Source organism: Enterobacter sp. 120016 (assembly GCF_018383635.1).
Classification (GTDB): domain Bacteria; phylum Pseudomonadota; class Gammaproteobacteria; order Enterobacterales; family Enterobacteriaceae; genus Enterobacter; species Enterobacter asburiae_D.
This window is the reverse complement of sequence record NZ_JAHAWC010000009.1, coordinates 1-21,119: the sequence shown is the minus strand read 5'-3', so window position 1 is coordinate 21,119 and position 21,119 is coordinate 1. Positions and strand designations below refer to the sequence as shown.

Below are 21,119 nucleotides of genomic sequence, written 5' to 3'. Positions count from 1 at the left end.
TCACGGTCCGAAGTGAAATATACCCAAAAAAAATCTTGTCGAATTATGACAGGTACGAACAGTTATTATGCGCAGGAGCCCGCATCCCGACAAGGGAATACGGGCATTTGTGACAAGATTAAGAGGATAAGCCAGGATTTTTGCTGTCAGTTGAACGGTTATTCAGAGTATCGTCGAGCTTTTTGTGATCCAGCTCTTTCACCCATTTCGCCACCACCACCGTTGCCACGCCGTTACCCACCAGGTTGGTTAACGCACGCGCCTCTGACATGAAGCGGTCAATACCCAGAATCAACGCCAGACCCGCCACCGGCAGGTGACCCACGGCGGAAATAGTGGCAGCCAGCACGATAAAGCCGCTGCCCGTCACGCCTGCTGCCCCTTTAGAGGAGAGCAGGAGCACCACCAGCAGGGTAATCTGATGGAAAATATCCATATGGCTGTTGGTCGCCTGAGCGATAAACACGGCCGCCATCGTCAGGTATATCGAGGTGCCGTCCAGGTTGAAGGAGTAGCCCGTCGGGATCACCAGCCCGACCACCGATTTACGGCATCCCAGCTTTTCCATCTTGTCGAGCATGCGCGGCAGCGCCGATTCTGAAGAGGAGGTCCCCAGAACAATCAGCAGCTCTTCGCGGATGTAACGGATGAATTTGAAGATGTTGAAACCTGTCGCGCGGGCGATGGACCCCAGCACCACGACCACGAAAAGGATACAGGTGATATAGAAGCAGATAATCAGCTGACCCAGCTGCACCAGCGTACCGACGCCATACTTACCGATGGTGAAGGCCATCGCACCGAAAGCACCGATCGGCGCCAGGCGCATGATCATATTGATGATGCCGAAGATGACCTGCGAGAAGCTTTCGATCACGTTAAAGATAAGCTGGCCTTTGCTACCCAGACGGTGCAGGGCAAAGCCAAACAACACGGCGAACAGCAGAACCTGCAGGATGTTTCCGCTGGCGAACGCGCCAATGACGCTGCCCGGAATCACGTCCAGCAGGAAGGCCACCACGCCCTGATCCTTCGCCTGCTCGGCATACACCGCGACCGCTTTGGCATCCAGCGTTGACGGGTCGACGTTCATCCCCGCGCCAGGCTGCACCACGTTGACGATGATCAGACCAATAATCAGCGCAAGGGTACTGACCACTTCAAAATAGAGAAGCGCCACTGCACCGGTACGACCTACCGCCTTCATGCTTTCCATGCCAGCGATACCCGTCACGACGGTACAGAAGATCACCGGAGCGATGACCATTTTGATGAGCTTAACGAACGCGTCGCCAAGCGGTTTCATTTGCGCGCCCAGTTCAGGGTAATAGTGACCCAGCAGAATACCGATGGCGATGGCTGTCAGGACCTGGAAATAAAGACTTTTGAAGAGTGAGGTTTTCATAAGGTGTCCTTGGGAAGAAAAACCACAGGTTTTGTAAGGTTATGGTTAACCTGCGGCTTTAAAATAACACCCACATAACAGGACAGAAATAAACTCAGTTCAAATTTGAAACACAAATGTTAAGAACTTTGAGCTGGCTCGCACAAGCCAGCAACAAAATTACACTTTTGCGTGGTTGTCAGCGCCGGAAAGGTATCGTTGTTCAAAGACATCCGAAGGAACAGCAGGGGCAAAAAGGAAGCCCTGTCCGCTCTCCACGCCCGCCTCTGCCAGCCAGGCGCGTTGCGCTTCGGTTTCAATCCCTTCGGCAATAAGATCGAGGTTGAGGCTGCGCGCCATCTGGATAATCGCCTGCACCATGCTGCTGTCGCCCGGCAGACCGTCGACAAAGGCTTTGTCAATTTTGAGCACGTCCACCGGAAGGGTTTTCATGTGCTGAAGCTGGCGCAGCCCGGCGTATCCCATGCCAAAATCGTCCAGCGCAATGCGAATCCCGGCATTACGCAGCGGCTTCAGGATTGCGACCGCCTCGTTGGGATCGTCAATGCGTCGGCTCTCAGTCACTTCCAGGGTTAACGTATCAGGCTTGATTCGGTAACGATGGATCAGCTCCAGCATCTCTGAAACCATGGTCGGGTGCATAAGCTGCAGGGCAGACAAATTGACCGACAGCGGCAGCGTCACGCCGCGCTCCTGCCAGGCCGCAAGCTGACGGCAGGACTCCTCCAGCACCCAGTAGCCGACGGTAACCATCAGGCCGCAGGACTCAATGCGCTCAATCAGCCCTTCCGGCAGCTCCCATGAACCATCCGGCTGCTGCACGCGCAGCAGCGCCTCGGCGCTTTTCACTTCTCCCGTCAGCAAATTCACCTGCGGCTGCAGCCAGAGGGCAAACTGGCGGTTATCCAGCGCGGTCAGGATGTCGCTTTCTTCCGTCAGGCGCTGCTGCGCCTTTTCCATCTGCTCCGGGTCGAAGAACTGGATCTGGTTTTTCCCTTTGCGCCGAGCGGTAAACGCCGCCGAGAACGCGCGACGATAAAGCTGTTCCGCCGTTAAATCACCATAGTACATGGCGATACCGATGCTGGCGCTCGGGCGAAGCTGGATACCCTGAATGGGCAACCGCTCATTAATGACAGTGAGTACTTGCTGACCTAATGTGATCGCATGCCAGGGCTCTTTTACGCCATTGGCAATCACCACCAGATCGTAACCGCTGACCTGGGTCAGCACCATGCGCGGGGCAAGGACAGACTTCACTTTTTCCACCAGGGTCAGCAGCAGCATTTCGCGCTGGCTCTCCTGAAGCACGCCAGCCGTGTCCTGCAGGGTTTCACAGGCGATTGCCATCAGCGCCGTGGTTTGCTGACGGGCAACGGTCTGCTCCAGCATCGCCATCAGGAAGGCTTTATTGGGAAGCTCCGACACCGGGAAGCGCGTGGCGCTGCTGTTTAGCTCATCCTGCTGACGCTGGATGCGCTGCTGGTTGAGGTTGTAGCTGCGCACCAGCATACCTATCTCATCGTCATGATGCAGACGCGGCAGCGCAAGCTGATGCCCCATCTGATCCTGCGGCGCAAGCGTATTCAGCTCGTGGGCGATGCGGCGCAGCGGATGAACGATCAGTCGGTTAATGCACCAGGTGAGCGCCACGCTGAGGATCAGCGTCATAAGTAAGCAAGTGGTCACTAACGTAACCACCCAGCTCATGACGAATTTATACATGCGGTAGGAGTCCGCCTGTAAAACCAGGTAGGCCAGCGGCTGCGGATTCGCAGGGCGTTCGAGTGAATAAACGGGCAGCGAAATTTGCACCGGCAGTTCAAACAGGCGCATCACCATCATCGGGACGGGACGCTCCGGAATAAAGCTCATCCGCAGCGCCTGAAACTGGTTGGGCAAGACGACGTCGGCGCGGCTAACGACGCCGGCAGGCTGAATGCGTTTTAAAATGGTTTCCGCTTCGGGAATATCCCCTTTCAGGATAGAAGCAGAAAGCGGGCCGCGCACCGAGCGGGCGATACTTTCTAACTGCGAAGCCGTGTTATAGCGATTCTGCTGTACGGAATGAAACAGCAAAATTACGCAGAAGAGCAGTACAAACAGCATGGTGACGGCAGAGACCATCGCCATCTGTTTGATTGTTAAGGAACGGCTGACACGCAAAATGACTCTCCACAAAACTCGAAGCGCAGGGCGCGCCAGGGTGTAAACCTGGCGCGCCTGAGTATACCCGATTGCCGCGCTATTAAGAGAGACTTACAAATGGATTAAGGAAAATCCGATTACCAGTCCGCGTACGGGATGAGCGGCTGCGGCGGTAAGTCCATATCGCCCTGCCAGCCTGCAGCAGAGTAACGCACATAAATGAGCGCATGGCTTGGGGTATAGTCTTTCGCTTGCTGGATATCCACGCCCATGCCCACAAACCAGTTGGACGTGACGCGGCGTTCGATAATGGCCCGCGCGGTATAACCCGTGCCTGAGGAGCTGCTGCCGGTTTCCATCGCGCCCCGGTCGGTATAGCGGTCTGGCTCATCGGTCGGGATCAGATTCTGAATCGGGTAGCGCAGCTCGTCTTTGGTTTTGGAGTGAGACCAGGACACCGAGCCACCCAGCTCCCAGGACCAGTTCTCCGTGCGTTTACGCCAGGTCACCGGCAGTGCGAAGGAGACATACTCCTGCGGGCTGTAGTAGCCGCCCTGACCCAGGGTATAGCCGCTCAGGTCTTTGTCGTAGTGCCAGAGCATATTGGAGACGCCGACCGTCAGGCGCTCATTGTTTTTATTAATGAGCTTGTAGTAGTAACCCGTCATCCAGCGGACGCGCCAGTTATCTTCCACATTTTTACCCGTCAGCGTTTCCGCGTTCAGGCTGGACCAGACGCCGTTCGCTTCTCCTTTGTCATAGCTCACGCTTACGCCGCCACCGGTGGCACGTACGCCGCCCCAGGTGGTGCCGGTGTTGGTATCTTTTTGTCCGGCAAAGGCCAGCAGAGAGCTGGAGATTGGGCGGCGATGGGCGTTAACGGTATAGCCGACAGGCCCCAGGTCGCTGCTGTAGCTGATGCCACCCACCACGTCGACGACGTCAAAGCCCATTGGCGTGGTGCCAATATCCATCGCCCAGGTTTTATTCTGCCAGCCGACGGCAACGCTTGCGCCATTGTCGGACTGATGGGTATTGCCGCTACACGGCGTTGCAGAACAGGTACCCCAGTTCGGATCGTACTTCCCGTCTTTCGTCGCAAACGAACCGGCATCCATATTGACCAGATCGCTTCTGAAGAACATGCGTCCGTCAGAGAGCGGGGCATCCACCTGCAGCATGGTGGTATGCGCTTTCAGGTCGGAATAGCCGCCCGTGCCGCTGGAGCCCCAGTAGTCGTGCTGCAGCGTGACATTAACATCCTGCTGACGGTACAAGTCACCGGCATCACTGCGCACGCCGCGCTTCAGCCAGTCGTCCTTTTCATCGTTACGCGTCAGACGGGTGAAACTGTCGTTATCGGCCGGACGGGTCGTCGTGACGCCGGAAGACACCATCGCATCTTTATAGGTTTCCAGCGCCTGCTGAGGCTGCCCGTTTTGCGCCTGGAAACGCGCGGCATCACGTAACACCAGCGCGTTTTCCATGGAGCCGGGCTGCGATTTAGCCTGCGGAATGATTTTATTGAAGGTCTGTTCTGCGGCAGCGGAATCGCCCAGGCCTGCCTGCGCCATCGCGATCCGGCGCTGCATGTTGAGCGACTGCGGCTGGCCGTTTTGCGCGGCGGGCAGTTTCGCCAGCTCTGCACGCGCGGCATCTTTGTTACCCTGCGCACTATAAATCTCGGTCAGGCCGAGGATCGCGTCTTCGTTCTGCGGCTCACGCTGCAGAACGCCGTTGTACGCCGTTTTCGCCGACGCCAGATCGCCACGCTGCTGCGCCCAGTCCGCCAGCGTCAGGTCGATGCGGGTGGAGGTTGGCTGCTGGCGCAGAAGGTTTTCCGCCTCCTGCTCTTTGCCGCTGTCGCGCAGACGGTTGGCGTTTTCCAGCACCTGGTTGCTTTGCAGACGGTCGGCAAGCTCCTGAATATTGCCGTTCCACTGGCTGCGCGGCAGCGTGTCCAGATGCGCCAGCGCGGCGCGGTCCTGATCGTTTCCGGAAAGATAGAGCCCGCTGGCGTATACCTGATCCGGGTCGGACGGTTTCTGGCTGGCAAGCTGACGCATCAGGGTATCCGCCTGGCTGCGCTGACCAGCGCTGTAGAGATCGCGCGAGAGACGATAGGTTATCCACACGTCGCCCGGAGAGAGCGCCAGACGACGACGCTGAATCTCTGCCGCCTGAGCGTATTTCCCCTGATTCTCCAGCTGTTCTGCCTGGGCGGAGAGCTGCTCGTTGGTCAGACTGCGTTCAATATCATCAATGCTCCGGCGCTGGCTGGCGGAGAGAGACTGGATAAACTGCGAGGCCTTCTCCGGGGACTGCGCGCGGTAGATATTGGCCAGGCCGCGGACCGCATTGCTGTTGCCGCTGTCCATACGCAGCGCCTGGCGATAATAACGTTCCGCCGCGTCGTTATCTTTACGCGCCGCGGCGGCATCGCCCAGCCCCAGCACGGCATAACTGTCGGTATTGTCGATACCGCGAGCCTGCTGATAGTAACGCTCCGCCTGCGCCGGGTTATTCGCCTTCAGCGCCGCATCGCCCTGCTGGATCAGCAGCCAGTAACGGTTAACCTTGAGCAAACTGTCCCATTTACCCCGGTTATCGCTCTGGGGATCGAGGGCAATCGCCTTTTCAAACTGCGCCACCGCGCGTGCGCGGTCGCCTTTCTGGGAATAGGCCTGGCCGAGGGCGCCCACCGCTTCACTGTCGGCATGGTTGGCGCTGACGGCTTTTTGCAGCTCAGCCACCGCCTTACTTCCCTGCCCGGCATCCACCGCCGCCAGCCCTTCCGCTTTCGCGCGGAACGCCGGGTCAGCGAGCTGTTTTTGCTGCGCTTCAAGCTGGGCACGCGCCGCCGCGACGCTATCACCGTCGCTGAATACGCTCAGGTATTTTTGCAGCGCACTGACGCTGGCGCTGCTGGCAGGCTGGCCTTTGATTTGGTCATACCACATATCAGATGCCTGGCTACGGCCATTGGTAGATTTGGCCATCTCCTGCAACACCGCAAAGCCTTCGTCACGGCGTCCGCTCTGGAACAAAAGCTGGGACAGCGTCGCCTGCAGCTGTGTATTTCCGGGGCTGCTGGTATTTATTTTCTTGAGCTGGTTAATGGCTGCATTCCGGCGAGCGGGGTCTTTCGCCACGACGTTCCAGTATTCCGTCGCCACGTCGCCCCCCGGCGGGTTGCCGTCAAACAGCTTGTCGTAGGCGGCAATCGCCTCCTGGGTGTGTCCCGTGGTGGCGAGCAGTCGCGCCTGCTGGAGCTGCTGGCGGCCATCCGGCGTGGAAAGCAGCATCGTGTTGCGAGATGACTGGTATGCACTTGAGCCCGGCGCGATCCCTTTCAGACGATCCAGTTCTTTTTGTGCGCCAGCGTTATCGCCCTGGCGCAGCAGGTAGCGAAAGCGTGCGGCAATGACGTCAGGGTTGTTCGGGTCAATCAGCTCAAGACGATAGAGCGACTGACGAACCAAATCCTCACGCTGTGTCGATTCGCCCAGCCGAACCTGCTCCAGCAGCTGTTTCTGCTGCGGTGAGTTGGCGGCCTGGGCCCACGGCATAAGCGCCAGGCCAAGCGATAAAGTGAGTAGATTTACTGTGAACTTGCGCATTCCTGGCCCCAATCCGGTATTAATTCACCTTTTGCGGTGAAGCGAAAACGATGCTGATCCCATCCTTGCCCAAAGAGAGTCAGCACGTAGCTGTAATAGGCATTGTTATCGGGAAAATGGTCCGCAACGCGCTGGCGCTGAACCGCCTGGGCATCACGTTGTTGTAAAAACGGCAGCATGGCGGCAGAAAACCCGACCGGGCCATTCCCGGTGCGTTTACCGGTCGCCACATCCACTTTCTCCGGCGGCACACCCCGTTTCATTGTCTTTGCCGCCATCGGCTGGAAGCGCGTCAGCAGCCGGGCTTTCTGAGGATCTTTATCACTCATCATTCCAACCCAGAGATAAACGCGGATGGCGTCGTAACCGCCCACAAGCGATTTATCCTGCTGTAACCGCCAGCCTCTGTTTTTCTGATACTGCACCCAGTCCGGCGAAAAACCTTTCGGCGCGCTCTCCAGCAGCAGACGCAAATTGGTTTCACGAAGCTGGGTCCACGGGGTACCCAAACGCGTGAAATAACTCGCTAACTGCGGAGGAAGATAGCTGGGGTTAAAGCGCCAGACGTGTTCATCGGCAAAACCGACTTTACCGGGAAGCAGCATTGCGCCGAGCCCCGGCACTTTCACCACTTCCTCGCTGGCAATGCGTTTCAGCAGCGCCTTGCCCGTGCGGGTATAGTCCGGATGTTTCCACAACCGACCCGCTTCGAGCAGTGACCAGGCGATCCAGACATCGGCGTCAGAGGCGGAGTTAGTATCAATCACCGCCCACGTCTCTTTATCTTTCTGACCCCATAGCCAGGCAGGCAGGTGGTCGTTGAGATTGCCGCTGGCAAGATTATCGCGCGTCCAGGTCAGCAGCTGGTCAAACGCGTTGCGATCGTTCGCCGCCAGGGCAAAGAACAAGGCGTAGCTTTGCCCTTCCGACGTCGTAATTTTGCGCGTGTCGCTGGGATCAACGACACGCCCGCCCTCGCTGATGTAATCCTTTTTAAACTGCTCCCAGGCAGGCCAGGTACAGGCGGCGCGAAGAGGAAGCGCCGCCAGCATCAACGCTGCAAATGCACACCAGCGAAAGGCTTTCATCACATCTTACTCATCCGGGTTCAGGCGACGACGGCTGATGATACGCAGCAGACGCCACAGCACCCATGCCAGCAAGACCACGCTGACCGCCGCCAGGATGGCGAGCAGAACCGGATGGTTAGACATTGCATACCACAGGCGTTCAAACCACGGCAGATGGCCCACGTAGTACACATCGCCCACGCGCAGGCTATTGACGCCGGACTCACGGATCACCGACACGGAGCCAAACATCGCGGCACGTTTACCGCTGTCGTTCATGGCCGTATTGAGCAGTTCATACCCGCGCGGGCTGTCCGCCAGGAGAGCCACCACGCTGCGCTGGTCGTTGTATGGGGACTGGAAGCCCACCACCGCGGCCATTGCCCCCTGAGACGTGACCGTCGTCTGCGCGCTGGCCTGACGATCGTTCGCATCCGGCATAATGCTCGGGAACTCGGTCTGGCGCAGCGGCGTGTTAACCCAGGACTGGGCCGCTTTCACCAGCAGATCGATACGTTTGTCATCCTTCAGCTTGTCCGGAATGGTACCGATCACCAGAATGTCAGCGTCTTTGTTCTGAATCTGGCTGCCATCGTCCGTCAACGTGACGTTAATCGCCGGTAATCCCGTCTGTCCCCCAACGGTCGCCATGGTGTCCAGCAGGGTCGTGACCTGCCCTTCGCTTGGCGCTTTTGGCATCACCACAATGGAGTCAGAAAGATCGGCCATGCGGCTGAACGGGAAGCCCGCGTTAGCAAAGGCGCGCAGATCAGGCATCGCCAGGAAGTGATAGTACTTCGAGAAGTCGATGGTCGACTCATCGCCAATCACAACGTGGTTCTGTACGGGCTGGAAGGTAATGCAGTTTTCCGCCGAGCCGCCAGGCATCGGGTTCATGTACTGGAAGTCAAAGCGCAGCTGGTTTATCGCACCCAGCTTCAGTGCCGGAATGGAGACATCCGTTTTACCGTCCAGCAGCCCCTGCAACACCGGCAGGCGAAGCATCAGGCGGTTAGTATCCTGCGTGCTTTGCAGGCTGAACGATTGCAGGAACTGGTTGTTCAGGCTGATATCCATGCGCGAGCTGTCTTTGGTCGCTGGCGCGGTATAACGGTAGTTCAGATTGATATCAATGCCGTTGGTACGCAGCAGGTACAGATCCGGCGGCAGATTCAGTGACAGGCTAATCGGCGCGGGCTCAAGCCCCGTCGCCTGCAGCTGTTCTTCATAGGTTTTCAGCTCGCCAAATGTCACCGCACGGTCGGTACGCACCCAGTTTGGCGCATCGTAAGGTTTACGCGCCAGCAGCGGTTTGACCTCATCCACCACCACGCTGTTACCGCGGAAAAGGACGTTGCCCTGGGCAATGGCTTTTGCTGCCTGCACCAGATCTTTATCGTCGCGGCCAAACACCACCAGCAGCTTCACGTACGGGTTTTCCGGATGGCTTATCATCTCAACGGTCGGCGCTTTGACGTCCGGATGATCGAGCAGGAAGGCCGGACGTTTCGCGTTGGTCGCAAACACAATGGCATTTCTGTCCGGCAGCTTGTCATACATCGCCGGGAAGCTCTGACCACGCCAGCCGGCACGTGAACCAAACCAGGACGCCACAATGGTGGCCGCCAGCTGCTCGGTCACGTCCGGGGACGATGCAAACACCATCGGCAGCGTGAGCGGACGGTTATCACGCGGATCAAAGAACGGAACCGGGAATGCCGAGAGATCGTTTTTCAGCGCCAGCGACTGGTAGGTCATCTGCAGCGAGGAGTTACGCCCGACGTCCATCCACAGCGTGTTGCTGGCCGGGTTTTCGCAGACGTCGCGGTAGTGACCGACAAACTCCAGGCGGATGCGGTTAAAGTCGGTGATGAACAGCGGGTTGATCGGCACCTGAGCCTGGGTTTTCTTGCCCAGCTGCTCTTTCGTGACAGGCAGAACGTCCATCAACTCATCATTCAGGTAGACCTTCAGCTGAGACTGTGTCGGCAGCAGAGACGGTGACGGGGTGTATTCAAGGTTCAGCACCGCATTAGAGACGACCTCATCGCTGCGCATGCCAAACTCAATGCCGCCGTTAGGGTTGATGCCGCGCAGCACCATACTGCCCGGAGGCGGTGCGATTTGCGCGAAGGTCAGCTTCACGTCCCGTGACGGCGCATTGTCCGCGACGACGGGCGCATTCGCCCCCCGGACGCCCGGCATCACCTGCCCGATAACCTGGCCGTCTGCTGGCAGGGTGTTCCCCTCCGTTGGCTGGTTTGGCGTGATATTTTCTGTTTGACCAGGTGCCGCGGTGACAACCGGATCGGTTGCTTGCGCGACGACAGGTACCGTTGGCGCAGGCGTTGCCGCTGCGTTACCAGGAGCTGCGTTAGCCATTGTTGCGGGGATAACATTCATCCCCATTGCCACTGCACATAACCAGGAAAGTTTTGTTTTCATCGCGTTATCATCATTGTTGAGCCATAACCGGGTCCGCCTGCTTCGCCTCATCCCGCTCAGGGCGACGAGGAATGAACGACACGACCCAGGAAACCAGCGAAGTAAGTGACCGGAATATTAATTTCACCGACGACGGGGCAAATTCTGCAAGGTGACGATAGCCACGGAACCCCAGCTTCAGAATATCCAGCAGGCTTTCCAGTGGTTTATCTTCCGGGAAGCTGTCCTGCCAGAGAGCCCACGTATCCGCGCGGGCAAACGTACACTGCACAAAATCGATATGTTGCTTTTTGGTCAACGGCATCAGCTGCAGACCGACTTCATTGCCCGCCACGCGAACCACCTGCGTCGGGAAGACATACTCCTGCTGACCGCGCTTAAGCAGCAGGTTAACTTTTTGCCCTTCCAGCACCTTCGCCTGGCCGTTGATTTTGATCCCCAGACCACCGTCAGAGAAGTCGTGCACGGTACAGGAGAAGAGGTGGCCATCTTCACGGGCGATCGCCGCAGGCATGCAGATTTCAACGCGATGCGCACGACGAACCTGTTTGCTCTCCACCGACACCGCTACCGCGCCGCCGAGGATAATCAGGTTGTAGAAGACCCAGGCCATACTGACGAAGACGGTCAGGATTTCGTTTTCCGGGCCGTAGAAGTAACGCCAGATACCGGCGATGACGCCAACGATATTCAGCAATACCAGGAAGATATACGGACGGGAGATCACCCAGTCGACGTACTCTTCTTCCACCAGGCCGCCCTTCGCGGTGACGTTGAATTTCCCTTTATGCGGGTTAATCAGCGCCACCATCGTCGGCGGCGCGATGTACCAGGCCAGCACCGTTTCGTAGATTTCACTCCAGAAGGAATGGCGGTATTTACCCTGTATCTTCGAGTTCGTCAGGCTCGCGTGGATCATGTGCGGCAGAACAAACAGCGCAATCATCAGCGCCGGGGCGTAAATGATATAAGCGTGAAGGAGCAGGAACGCCAGCGGCGCGGTCAGGAAGATTAGCCGCGGGATACCGGATAAGAAGTGGAACATGGCGTTGACGTAGCAGAGACGTTGCGCCAGCTTGAGCCCTTTCCCTATCAGTGGGTTATCGAGACGGAAAATCTGCACCATCCCGCGCGCCCAGCGAATACGCTGACCAATGTGCGCCGACAGTGACTCCGTTGCCAGACCGGCAGCCTGCGGAATACGCATATAGGCTGAGGTATAGCCACGACGGTGCAGGCGCAGAGAGGTGTGCGCATCTTCAGTGACCGTTTCGACGGCGATTCCGCCAATTTCATCCAGCGGTTTGCGGCGGATAACCGCACAGGAGCCGCAGAAGAAGGTGGCATCCCACATGTCGTTTCCGTCCTGCACCAGGCCATAGAACAGCGTGCCTTCGTTCGGGGTTTTACGGAAACGGCCAAGGTTACGTTCAAACGGATCCGGCGAGAAGAAGTGGTGCGGCGTCTGCATCATCGCCAGCTCTTTCTCCTTCAGGAACCAGCCCATGGTCATCTGCAGAAACGAGCGCGTCGGCACGTGGTCACAGTCAAAGATCGAGACAAACTCCCCTGTGGCGTACTTCAACGCGTTGTTGATGTTCCCGGCTTTCGCATGTTCGTGAGTCGGGCGGGCGATGTACTCGACGCCGACCTCCTCTGCAAACTGGCGGAATGCCGGGCGGTTGCCGTCATCCAGGATCCAGACCTTGAGCTTGTCTTTCGGCCAGTCGATGCCCAGCGCGGCATAAATGGTGTTTTTCACCACGCTCAGATCTTCGTTGTAGGTCGGTACAAAGAGATCAACAGACGGCCACTGCGCGGTGTTTTTAGGCAGCGGAACCGGCTGGCGGTTGAGCGGCCAAATGACCTGGAAATAGCCCAGCACCAGCACGATCCAGGCGTAGGTTTCTGCAAACAGCAGCACCAGGCCGCACACCAGGCTGACCGGGTCGTCCCAGTTCAGGGTTGAGGTATAACGCCACCAGATGTAGCGACAGGAGACGGTCAACGACAACACAATCAGCATCAGCGCCGAGAAACGTCCCGGAATACGGCGGACCAGCAGCGCCACGCCCCACAGCAGGATCAGGAAGGTGAACTGCGCCAGAGGGTTGAAAGGTTGCGTAATACAGACCAGCGCCAGAATGAGCGAGAACACGACGATCACGCCGAGGATAAAACGCCGCAAGCCCGGGTGGAGATGCCCGAGCTCTTTGTGGTTATCCAGATGGCTGGTCTTATCGCTTACGCTGTTGGGCAGTCTGTCCAGCCATTGGTGGTAGCGTTCACGTAACTGCTGCACGCGGGAGAAGCTGCGCCAGTGCGGCGTTATTCTCTCTGAGCGGGATGAGGTGGCCACCAGCCAGATGGCCTGAATAAGATAACGCGCCGGATCCAAAGGACGCGGCCGGTCGGGATTAATGTGCGGATAGAGCTCACTGTGCCGGGCACGTATGCGCTGCCAGCGCGGGTGTTCGAGGGGAATAAACATCCAGGCCAGAATCATCCAGAAACAGCCGAGCGCGGCGCTAAATGCCGAAGCACCGTGCCGGCGGAAATGCCGATAGCGTTCGCTCAAACGCGAACTGACCGGCGGGATGAGTAACCAGCTGGCGAGACGACTCATACAGAACTCCCTGCATGCTCCGCCCTGTTGGCGAAGTTCAGCAGACACCAGTTAGCCAGCGTCAGGATCTCTTCTGCCGCCAGTGAATCACTACGGTATTCGCCGAGCGGTTGCTTAGACGCAAGGCATTCCGCCATTCCCTCATCACGATGGATGACAATGGGAAGCAGACGGCGCTGGCTTTGCAGCCAGACCTGATACAGATCGTCCTGGATCTGGCTGCCAATGCGCAAATCGTTAATCAGGATATGGCCATTTTGAGGTAGCCCCTGCTGATGCAGGCGGATATGGCAGTTCGCATCGACGTTGACGATCGAGAGCACATGATCGCACTGGGCGATAAGCTGTCGGGTCAGCGTGCCGGCGCCGTGTGGCAGATCCAGCAGGATCCACTTGTAATGCCCCTTTTCTTTCAGGGTCTGCAGCGCCAGCGTGAACTGCGAAAACAGGCGCTGATACGCGGCTTCATTCTCGCGTTCCGTGGTGGTCAGTTGACCAAACGGCAGCAGATCGAGCTGGGAGGTATAGCGCATCCCTGCATCCTGCCAGTCTTTATCATCAAGCAGCGCGCGGGCCCAGCCCTCTTCACGAGTGAAGTCGACGTTAAACGACATACGCAGCAAATTATCGGCGCAGGCGTCAATAACCAGCACCGATTCACCTAAAAGCTGTAATGACCACGCCAGCGCCGCGGTAACAGATGTGGTACCCACACCGCCACGGACACCCTGTAATCCGAGTATGGCCATCAATGGCTCCCTTATTGTTGATTGGCGAATTCAGCTAATAACGGCCAGCGTTTAATAGCCGCGGCCAACTGTTCCCGCTGGGAAATATCGGTGTAATCTATTTCAGGTAAAGAAAAGGCCTGCGTCAGCGCCAGAAAATCGTTTTGGAATGTGTAACCCAGGGTCGAGTCGACTGGGGTTCCGGGTTCGTTATTATCCATTCTTTTTCCATCCCTTTGCGTAGAATCGCCAGATCAGAAGTAGCGAGGCGTCCTGCCCTATGAAATTTCATTTACATGCTAAATCTGATGTTCTTTAATTTCAATGTTAGGTTTATTTCTACGCTTTCGCTAGTAAACTGAGATACAGATAAATTAGACGAAAAGAGGGACACCGTGGACTCCATATTTTCTATTGGCATCCAGTCATTATGGGACGAATTGAGCCACATGCCAGTCGGAGGAGTCTGGTGGATTAATACGGACCGTAATGAAGATGCTATCAGTCTGGTAAACCAGACAATTGCTGCTCAGGATAAGGATTCCCGCGTGGCCGTCATTAGCATGGGTGAAGAGCCCAGAAAAATTATCGCGCTTGAAAGTGGTCGCGGTCCCCAGACGGTGCGATTATTTTCCATGACATCGGAAGCCGATAGTCTATACTTTTTGTCCCGCGACGTTCAGTGCTCTATTGATCCGGATCACTATTTAGTGATTCTGAAATGTGCAAATAACGTCCTGCAAAATATGCCTGCTGAAAAACTGCTGCCGTGGCTGGAAAAAATCAATAAATGGGCAAAATTTCAAAATTGCACGCTATTGATAGTCAATCCCGGCAGTAATAATGACAAGCTGTTTTCACTTTTAATGGGCGAATATCGCTCCCTGTTTGGTCTGGCAAGCATTCGTGACCAGGCGGGCAGCTATCTCTACGATATTGCCTTCTGGTGTAATGAAAAAGGCGTGAGCGCCAGACAACAGCTTACGCTGAAACATATCGAGGGCGAGTGGCACCTGGCGAAGCAGGAAGAAACCGTGGTGCAGCCGCGCAGTGATGAAAAGCGCATCCTGAGCCATATCGCGGTTTTAGAGGGAGCACCTGCCCTGTCGGAAAACTGGTCACTGTTTGAATCTAACGAAGCCCTTTTCCATGAAACCCGCACAACCCAGGCGGCAACCATTATTTTCTCGCTGATGCAGAATAACCAGATTGAGACGCTGGCAAGGCAAATCCACACCTTACGCCGCCAGCGCGGCAGTGCGTTGAAAATCATCGTGCGCGAAAATAATACCAGCCTGCGCGCCACCGATGAGCGCCTGCTTCTGGGCTGCGGCGCCAATATGGTTATTCCATGGAATGCGCCGTTGTCACGCTGCCTGACGCTTATCGAAAGCGTTCAGGGCCAGCAGTTTAGCCGCCATGTGCCGGAAGATATTTCCACGCTGCTCTCCATGACGCAGCCGATGAAGCTGCGTGGATACCAAAAATGGGACACCTTCTGCGACGCCGTCGGCAACATGATGAGCAACACACTTCTTCCTGCTGACGGAAAAGGGGTCATGGTCGCCCTGCGTCCTGTACCGGGTATTCGCGTTGAACAGGCACTCACCCTATGTCGCCCGAACCGTACAGGGGACATCATGACCATCGGCGACAATCGCCTGGTGCTGTTTTTGTCCTTCTGCCGGGTAAACGATCTCGATACGGCGCTTAACCACATCTTCCCCCTGCCTACCGGGGACATTTTCTCGAACCGTATGATTTGGTTCGAAGATAATACGATCGGCGCGGAGCTGGTGCAGATGCGTGCGCTCCAGCCTGAACAATGGGTTAAGCCGCTCGCTATCAAGAGCGATGCCAAACCGATCCTCAATGCCAGACATGATGGACACGTCTGGCGTCGGGTTCCGGAACCCCTTCGCTTATTAACAGACAACGCGGAGAACGCATCATCATGAATATCAGCGATATCATTCAACTGGTTATATTCTGTGCGCTGATCTTTTTCCCGCTTGGCTACTATGCGCGCCATTCCATACGCCGTATCCGTGATACGGCCAGAGTGCTGTTTATAAAACCTCGCTACGTAAAACCAGCCGGAACACTGACACGGGCATCACACGTCAAGGCAGACCGAAAACATGACTAATTCTACCTATACCGCTTCGGCACCCTCGCCGCTCTGGCAATACTGGCGCGGCCTTTCCGGCTGGAACTTCTACTTTCTGGTGAAGTTTGGTCTGCTGTGGGCAGGCTATCTGAATTTCCATCCCCTTCTCAACCTCGTGTTTATGGCCTTCCTGCTGATGCCGCTGCCGAATATCAGGCTGCATCGCTTACGTCACTGGGTAGCCATCCCTCTCGGCTTTGCGCTGTTCTGGCATGATACCTGGCTACCGGGGCCGGACAGCATTATGAGCCAGGGGTCGCAGGTGGCGGGCTTTAGCGCCAGCTATGTCCTCGATCTGACCGAGCGCTTTATTAACTGGCAGATGATTGGCGCGGTATTTGTGCTGCTGGTTGCCTGGCTGTTCCTGTCACAGTGGATCCGCGTCACGGTGTTTGTCGTCGCGATTATGGTCTGGCTTAACGTGCTGACGCTGGCTGGGCCAAGCTTTTCGCTGTGGCCTGCCGGTCAACCGACCACCACGGTGACCACCACAGGGGGAAGCGCAGCGGCAACCGTCACAACGGCAGGCGATACGCCTGTGGTGGGTGATATCCCAACCCAGACCGCACCGCCGACCTCAACCAACCTGAACGCCTGGCTCTCCAGTTTCTATACCGCGGAAGACAAGCGACAGACTAAATTCCCGGATGCGCTGCCGGCGGATGCTCAGCCGTTTGAACTGCTGGTGATCAACATCTGCTCTCTCTCCTGGGCCGACGTGGACGCCGCCGGTTTGATGTCTCATCCGCTGTGGTCACACTTCGATATTCAGTTTAAAGATTTCAACTCTGCCACCTCGTACAGCGGCCCGGCGGCGATCCGCCTTCTGCGTGCAAGCTGCGGTCAGACATCGCATAAAAACCTGTATCAACCCGCCGGAAACCAGTGTTATCTGTTCGATAACCTCGCAAAACTGGGCTTTACGCAGCATCTGATGCTGGGGCATAACGGCCAGTTCGGTAGCTTCCTGAAAGAGGTGCGCGAACAGGGTGGCATGCAGGCACCGCTGATGGATCAAACCGGTCTTCCTGTCTCTCTGCTGGGCTTCGACGGTTCGCCTGTTTATGACGATACCGCCGTCCTGCAACGCTGGCTGCAGACCATCGAAAAAGACAGTAATCCACGCAGCGCGACGTTCTTTAATACCCTGCCGCTCCACGACGGTAACCATTTCCCGGGCGTGAGCAAAACGGCAGATTATAAAGTGCGAGCGCAGAAACTCTTCGACGAGCTGGACGCGTTCTTCACGGAGCTGGAAAAATCAGGCCGTAAAGTGATGGTGGTTGTGGTGCCTGAGCACGGTGGTGCGCTGAAAGGTGACAGAATGCAGGTGTCAGGCCTGCGTGATATCCCAAGCCCGTCCATCACCAACGTGCCTGCAGGCATTAAATTCTTTGGTATGAAGGCACCGCATCAGGGCGCACCGATTGAGATTACACAGCCAACCAGCTATCTGGCGATCTCAGAGCTGGTTGCCCGCGCCGTTGACGGGAAGCTGTTTGTGGAAGATAGCGTGAACTGGGATCAGCTGACCAGCAAACTGCCGCAAACGGCGGAGGTTTCCGAGAACGCCAACGCGGTCGTCATTCAATATCAAAACAAACCGTACGTTCGCCTGAACGGCGGGGATTGGGTACCGTATCCGCAGTAACACGGTATGACGTCCCTCTCCCCATCGGGGAGAGGGACAATGTCGACATTATTGCTGGGCGATCCACACCAGCATTTTCAGACTTGCCGAATAGTAGTCGTCTTTAGAGGTAATTTCGGGTTCTCCGGAAGGCTGTCCCATCGTTAAATCACGCACGGCCAACAGGCCGCCTTCCATCATGTAGGGCGCATATTCGTTGGTCGTGACGTTAACCCAGGCGGGAGTTTGTTCCCGGGGGAACTGACCGAACCAGGCCTTCCACGGCGTCAGCAGCGGGCTTTGCTTATCAGACCAGGCAAGGTATAGCGGAATACGAATCGCGTCATAGCTCATCCGCGGCGGCCAGCCTTTAGCCGGGGCCAGCTTGCCGCCAGATGCCAGTGAAACCCAGTCAGCGGGCAGATTCGCTTTGCCAGAGCCCATTTTCCCCAGCAGACGTTTCCCGTCCTTAATCAAATCGCGCCAGACCGGCAAATGACTGCGTCCGGCGAAGGCCTGCCAGGCCGGAAACACGAAATAGGAAGGATTAAGGACCACTTCACCCTCAAGCTTAAATCCCTGGACGCCGGGCAGCATCACGCGGTAGCCCGCATAGCGGATCACGCTGTGGTCAATCAGTGCTTTTGTAATGGCATCCGATGCGGCGCTGTAGCGCTTGTCATGCCAGCGGGCATCGGCTTTGAGCAACGCCCAGGCAATCAGCACATCACCATCTGCAGCGTTGTTTTTGTCGGCGACCGGGTTGGACTCTGCGGGGTTATAGCGCCAGTAGAATAACCCATTTTCTTTGTTCTTCAGCTGACTGTCTGTCCATTGCCAGAGCTTATCGAACGTGGCTTTATCGTCGTTGGCCACCGCCATCAGCATGGCAAAACCCTGGCCTTCCGTATGCGACACGCCGCCATTGCCGGTATCGACAATGCGACCTTCCGGTTTGAAAAAGCGGGCCTTGTAACTCTCCCAGGCCCGATCCGCATGAGAGAGAGGCGAGAACAGCAGACTCATCATGACGGCCAGCGTCGCGCAGACGGGTTTTCGCATAATTAACTCAATCCGGTTATTCGGCACTTCGCAGTGAAATCTCACCGCCCATCCAGGGTTTGATCACGCCATCCTGCTCCAGGAGCAGCGCGCCCTGTGCGTCAATACCGCGGGAAGTCCCGTAGATCTCTTTATCACCAATCAGCAATTTCACCGGGCGGTCGATGAAGTTATCCAGCTTTTCCCAACGAGACAGGAACGGTGCCAGCCCTTCCTGTTCAAAAAGCGTGAGTGAGCTGCGCAACTCTTTAATCATACGCACGGAAAGGGTGTTACGATCGATGACGATCCCCGCCTCCTGGAGGTTAGTCCAGGCCTGATTCACCACATCATTTTGTACATTGCGCATCACCATATTGAGGCCTGCGCCAATGACGATCTGTGCCGCATCGCCCGTTTTTCCCGTCAGTTCGACAAGAATACCCGCAAGTTTACGATCGTTGAGGTACAGGTCATTAGGCCATTTAACCCGTACATTATCCGCTCCCAGATCGTGCAGCACTTCCGCCATGACGATGCCGATGACCAGACTCAGGCCAATGGCAGCGGCCGGGCCCTGATCGAGTCGCCAGTACATGGACAGATAGAGGTTAGCGCCAAATGGCGAAAACCATTTGCGTCCGCGACGGCCACGACCGGCCTGTTGATATTCAGCAACGCAGGCATCGCCTGATTTTAGCTCAGGCAGACGATCCAGAAGGTACTGGTTCGTCGAATCAATCACCGGCAGCACCGCAACATTGCCGTGTCCAATCTGGCTGCGGATCGCTTCTTCATTCAGCAATTGAATAGGCTCCGGCAGGCTGTAGCCTTTTCCGGGAACCGTGAACACATCAACACCCCAGTCGCGAAGCGTCTGAATATGCTTGTTAATGGCGGCACGGCTCATGCCAAGCTGTTCACCCAGCTGCTCGCCAGAATGAAACTCACCGTCAGCAAGGATGCTAATCAGGGTTAAGGGGATAGTATTGTCTTTCACGCGATGGCCTCCACGGCATTGACTTCACCTGTGCGGCCAATGAAGCGAACTTCTGGCTCCAGCCAGACGTTAAACTTTTCGCCCACACGCTGACGAACATAATGAGCCAGCTGTACAACATCATCGCTGGTCGCATCGCGTTGATTAATCAGTACCAGGGCCTGCAGTTGGTGAACGGCGGCACCGCCTACTGAAGCGCCTTTTAGCTGGCATTGATCGATGAGCCACCCCGCGGCCAGCTTCACGCTGCCATCCGCCTGAGGATAATGTGGCGCTGCTGGCCATCCTTCAAGAAAGACTTTTGCATTTTCGCTGCTGATAACCGGGTTTTTGAAGAAACTCCCAGCGTTTCCGTTTACTTTTGGATCGGGAAGTTTGGTCATTCGCATATGGCAAACCGAGTCAAAGACGTCGCGGGCGGTAACGGTAGTCGGATCGAGACGCGTTAAATCCCCGTAGGTCAGCACCGGCTGCCAGTTCTTCGACAGGCGCAGACCCACGGCGACAATCACGTAGCGGTCCTGATATTCATGTTTGAAGATACTGTCACGATAGCCAAATCGGCACTGTTCTGCCGTTAAACGCTTAGCCGTTCCGGTCGCCAGTTCGATGCAGTCGACATATTCACAGACATGTTTCAGTTCGATGCCGTAGGCGCCGATGTTTTGAATAGGTGACGATCCGGCGCAGCCTGGAATAAGCGCAAGGTTTTCCAGACCCGGCATCCCTTTTTCGAGGGTAAATTGCACCAGCTGATGCCAGTTTTCTCCGGCCCCCACGTGCACGTGCCAGCTGTCGGCACGCTCTTCCACATCAATGCCCATGATGCGGTTAACGATCACCGTTCCCGCAAAATCATCGAGAAACAGGACATTACTTCCTTCGCCCAGAATCAGTACGGGTTCGTTATTTTCTGTCGCGTTTTGCCATGCATCCAGCAGCTGCTGTGCAGTATCGGCACGTACAATTTGATTAGCATTGCGTTGAATGCCAAAGGTATTCCAGGGCTTAAGGGAGTGGTTCATAGACGCTATCCTGATGCAAAAACGCAGGTAGTTTACCGTATAAGCAGGGCGTTGGGGGATTAGTTTGTGCAGCGTATAAACGCAAAAAGGCCATCCTTTCGGATGGCCTCTTCACTTAATTGATGCCTGGCAGTTCCCTACTCTCACATGGGGAGACCCCACACTACCATCGGCGCTACGGCGTTTCACTTCTGAGTTCGGCATGGGGTCA

14 protein-coding genes and 1 rRNA gene are annotated in these 21,119 nt (G+C 56.5%); 3 read left to right on the top strand and 12 right to left on the bottom strand.

The features are described 5' to 3' along the window. Positions 1–118: 118 nt before the first annotated feature. The 8 genes from KIF87_RS14200 to bcsR form a co-directional block, all read right to left on the bottom strand. The gene (locus tag KIF87_RS14200; protein WP_023333768.1) at positions 119–1,405 is read right to left on the bottom strand and encodes a dicarboxylate/amino acid:cation symporter; all 1,287 of its coding nucleotides are present in this window, start codon (positions 1,403–1,405) and stop codon (positions 119–121) included. Positions 1,406–1,564: 159 nt separating this feature from the next. Continuing rightward, on the bottom strand, positions 1,565–3,571 hold the full coding sequence (hmsP, locus tag KIF87_RS14195; protein ID WP_213329069.1) for a biofilm formation regulator HmsP: 2,007 nt from the start codon (positions 3,569–3,571) through the stop codon (positions 1,565–1,567). Positions 3,572–3,690: 119 nt separating this feature from the next. Further along, positions 3,691–7,173 (bottom strand): cellulose synthase complex outer membrane protein BcsC, encoded by a 3,483-nt coding sequence (bcsC, locus tag KIF87_RS14190; RefSeq protein ID WP_213329068.1) that lies wholly within the window; start codon positions 7,171–7,173, stop codon positions 3,691–3,693. Then, the gene (gene bcsZ, locus KIF87_RS14185; protein WP_213329138.1) at positions 7,155–8,261 is read right to left on the bottom strand and encodes a cellulose synthase complex periplasmic endoglucanase BcsZ; all 1,107 of its coding nucleotides are present in this window, start codon (positions 8,259–8,261) and stop codon (positions 7,155–7,157) included. The genes bcsC and bcsZ overlap by 19 nt, the downstream gene beginning before the upstream one ends. Before the next feature lie 6 nt (positions 8,262–8,267). Then, positions 8,268–10,688 (bottom strand): cellulose biosynthesis cyclic di-GMP-binding regulatory protein BcsB, encoded by a 2,421-nt coding sequence (gene bcsB / locus KIF87_RS14180; protein ID WP_213329067.1) that lies wholly within the window; start codon positions 10,686–10,688, stop codon positions 8,268–8,270. A 10-nt stretch (positions 10,689–10,698) separates the two neighbouring features. Then, a complete protein-coding gene (bcsA, locus tag KIF87_RS14175; RefSeq protein WP_213329066.1) occupies positions 10,699–13,314 on the bottom strand; it encodes a UDP-forming cellulose synthase catalytic subunit in 2,616 nt (871 codons plus the stop codon). Then, on the bottom strand, positions 13,311–14,063 hold the full coding sequence (gene bcsQ / locus KIF87_RS14170; RefSeq protein WP_213329065.1) for a cellulose biosynthesis protein BcsQ: 753 nt from the start codon (positions 14,061–14,063) through the stop codon (positions 13,311–13,313). Before bcsQ ends, bcsA begins: the two co-directional genes overlap by 4 nt. 11 nt (positions 14,064–14,074) lie before the next feature. After that, positions 14,075–14,263 carry a cellulose biosynthesis protein BcsR gene (bcsR, locus tag KIF87_RS14165; RefSeq protein WP_121426188.1) on the bottom strand — a complete coding sequence of 63 codons (189 nt, stop codon included), beginning with the start codon at positions 14,261–14,263 and terminating at the stop codon, positions 14,075–14,077. Between the two features lie 174 nt (positions 14,264–14,437). Between bcsR and bcsE the strand changes: the two genes are divergently transcribed. Genes bcsE through bcsG form a run of 3 tightly spaced genes read left to right on the top strand, consistent with a single transcriptional unit; the run spans position 14,438 to position 17,863 of the window. Further along, positions 14,438–16,000 (top strand): cellulose biosynthesis c-di-GMP-binding protein BcsE, encoded by a 1,563-nt coding sequence (gene bcsE / locus KIF87_RS14160; protein ID WP_213329064.1) that lies wholly within the window; start codon positions 14,438–14,440, stop codon positions 15,998–16,000. After that, positions 15,994–16,191 carry a cellulose biosynthesis protein BcsF gene (bcsF, locus tag KIF87_RS14155; RefSeq protein WP_024908822.1) on the top strand — a complete coding sequence of 66 codons (198 nt, stop codon included), beginning with the start codon at positions 15,994–15,996 and terminating at the stop codon, positions 16,189–16,191. The genes bcsE and bcsF overlap by 7 nt, the downstream gene beginning before the upstream one ends. After that, entirely contained in the window at positions 16,184–17,863 is a 1,680-nt protein-coding gene (gene bcsG / locus KIF87_RS14150; protein ID WP_213329063.1) for a cellulose biosynthesis protein BcsG, read from the top strand. The genes bcsF and bcsG overlap by 8 nt, the downstream gene beginning before the upstream one ends. Before the next feature lie 48 nt (positions 17,864–17,911). On the opposite strand, the gene KIF87_RS14145 is transcribed toward bcsG, so the two are convergent. The 4 genes from KIF87_RS14145 to rrf form a co-directional block, all read right to left on the bottom strand. Further along, the gene (locus KIF87_RS14145) at positions 17,912–18,904 is read right to left on the bottom strand and encodes a family 8 glycosyl hydrolase (RefSeq protein WP_213329062.1); all 993 of its coding nucleotides are present in this window, start codon (positions 18,902–18,904) and stop codon (positions 17,912–17,914) included. Positions 18,905–18,920: 16 nt separating this feature from the next. Continuing rightward, on the bottom strand, positions 18,921–19,883 hold the full coding sequence (gene birA, locus KIF87_RS14140) for a bifunctional biotin--[acetyl-CoA-carboxylase] ligase/biotin operon repressor BirA (protein ID WP_213329061.1): 963 nt from the start codon (positions 19,881–19,883) through the stop codon (positions 18,921–18,923). Next, positions 19,880–20,908, bottom strand: a complete 1,029-nt coding sequence (murB, locus tag KIF87_RS14135) for a UDP-N-acetylmuramate dehydrogenase (RefSeq protein ID WP_213329060.1) — start codon at positions 20,906–20,908, stop codon at positions 19,880–19,882. The genes birA and murB overlap by 4 nt, the downstream gene beginning before the upstream one ends. Before the next feature lie 124 nt (positions 20,909–21,032). After that, positions 21,033–21,119 (bottom strand): 5S ribosomal RNA (rrf, locus tag KIF87_RS14130); the annotation flags it as partial.

Bases quoted from the DNA above. Each gene is read 5' to 3' on its own strand.
- KIF87_RS14200 (WP_023333768.1), bottom strand. From the start codon at position 1,405: ATGAAAACCTCACTCTTCAAAAGTCTTTATTTCCAGGTCCTGACAGCC.
- bcsC (WP_213329068.1), bottom strand. From the start codon at position 7,173: ATGCGCAAGTTCACAGTAAATCTACTCACTTTATCGCTTGGCCTGGCG.
- bcsZ (WP_213329138.1), bottom strand. From the start codon at position 8,261: ATGAAAGCCTTTCGCTGGTGTGCATTTGCAGCGTTGATGCTGGCGGCG.
- bcsB (WP_213329067.1), bottom strand. From the start codon at position 10,688: ATGAAAACAAAACTTTCCTGGTTATGTGCAGTGGCAATGGGGATGAAT.
- bcsA (WP_213329066.1), bottom strand. From the start codon at position 13,314: ATGAGTCGTCTCGCCAGCTGGTTACTCATCCCGCCGGTCAGTTCGCGT.
- bcsQ (WP_213329065.1), bottom strand. From the start codon at position 14,063: ATGGCCATACTCGGATTACAGGGTGTCCGTGGCGGTGTGGGTACCACA.
- bcsR (WP_121426188.1), bottom strand. From the start codon at position 14,263: ATGGATAATAACGAACCCGGAACCCCAGTCGACTCGACCCTGGGTTAC.
- bcsG (WP_213329063.1), top strand. From the start codon at position 16,184: ATGACTAATTCTACCTATACCGCTTCGGCACCCTCGCCGCTCTGGCAA.
- KIF87_RS14145 (WP_213329062.1), bottom strand. From the start codon at position 18,904: ATGCGAAAACCCGTCTGCGCGACGCTGGCCGTCATGATGAGTCTGCTG.
- murB (WP_213329060.1), bottom strand. From the start codon at position 20,908: ATGAACCACTCCCTTAAGCCCTGGAATACCTTTGGCATTCAACGCAAT.